This window comes from Deltaproteobacteria bacterium (assembly GCA_009929795.1).
Taxonomy (GTDB): Bacteria; Desulfobacterota; Desulfovibrionia; order Desulfovibrionales; family Desulfomicrobiaceae; genus RZZR01.
This window is the reverse complement of record RZZR01000363.1, coordinates 1-1,396: the sequence shown is the minus strand read 5'-3', so window position 1 is coordinate 1,396 and position 1,396 is coordinate 1. Positions and strand designations below refer to the sequence as shown.

At 64.9% G+C, this 1,396-nt stretch carries 2 protein-coding genes; both read right to left on the bottom strand.

Annotated features, from left to right (window positions below; genetic code table 11):
- The coding region (locus EOM25_15010; GenBank protein ID NCC26488.1) for a hypothetical protein at positions 1-1,203 on the bottom strand (1,203 nt) is incomplete at its 3' end.
- Positions 1,204-1,250: 47 nt separating this feature from the next.
- Positions 1,251-1,396 (bottom strand): diguanylate cyclase (locus tag EOM25_15005; protein NCC26487.1); only part of this gene is annotated, 146 nt, incomplete at its 5' end.

Genomic DNA, 1,396 nt, shown 5'->3' with positions numbered 1-1,396 from the left:
GAGTTTCTCGATGGCAGGACTGATGTAGGAGATGGTCCCATCGGGCTCGATGGTCCAGATGACATCCTGGGCGTTTTCGGCCAACAGCCGGTGTCGCCCTTCGCTGATCCGGAGCTGTTCCTCGGCCAGTTTGCGATCGGTGATGTCGCGAACCAGTATGATGAACTCATGCTTGGCCGCCTCCGGTCCCTCCAGTCGGGCGATCGAGAGCTCATGCCAGATCGGTCCTTGGGGCGAGGGGAGAGAGTAGCGGCCCCCCCGGTGATAGCCCTTGCGCTCAGCCTCCTCCAGGGCGGCGAGAATCACCCCTGCGGCCTCCGGGGGCAGGATCTCCGTGACCGGTCGGCCGAGGAATTCAGCCGGGGGCAGGATGAGTCTGCCGGGGTCCGCCGTGTGACATTCCCGGACCCGGCCCGCGCGGTCTACCCGTAACAGCAGATCCGGCAAGGCATTGACCGTGGCTTCCAGGCGTGCCTTGGCCCGGCGCAGCGCGACCTGGATGCGCTCGCGCTTGCGAATGTCCTCCTCCAGCGCTTCCCGCGCCTGCAGCAGGTCGAACTCCAGTCGCTGGGCGTTCATTACCACCTGGCTCACGGCGACCAGGAGCGAGGTCAGGATCACCAGCAAGATCCACTGGTTCTGGTAGGCCGGTCCGACGAGAAAGTCAGTCAGGGGGGGCGCGAAGAAGCCGGCATAGAGTGCACGGCTGAAGTCGGCAGCCGTCAACACCAGCCACAGGGCCGCTTGCAAGCGATCGGCGGACCCGAAGAAAGGAGGCCGGCGGGTCAGGAGGACCCTGGCCAACCAGAGCATCCAGATCACACTGAACACCGCATTGATGACGATGCGGGCGTTGAGGTTGGGGTCCCCATAGCTGAACCAGAGCAAGAGGCCCACATAGGTCAGAGAGCCGGCGATATCCCAGCGCACTCGGGGTGACAGACCTCGGAAGATGAGGGTGCCGCGCAGAAAGAGGATGCCCTTGGCGAGCAGGAGATAATTGGCCAGCACGATGGTCAACCAGGGTGGAAACTGATCCCGGGGCAGCAGGAAGAGCACCGACGCCAGGCCGCCACAAGCCAGCCCGGCGACCCAGTACCCGAAACCGGGATAGGTCCGGCGCGTCCATAGGATGACGGCCATACTCAGGGTGATCGCCAGGGCCACCATGAGGGCGACAATGATCAGGGTCTTGGTGTCCATCCGCCGGCCAATGAGCTCCTTGAGTCGGTATCCGTCGTGCCTTACGGTCAGTCGCTGGCGATCCAGACTCGGTTACGCCCCGCCGCCTTGGCCCGGTAGAGGGCATCATCGGCGCGGTCGAGCCAGGCATCGGCGCTCTCCGGGGGACGGAATTGCGCCACGCCGAAGCTGGAGGTGACCTGGCCGACCCCGG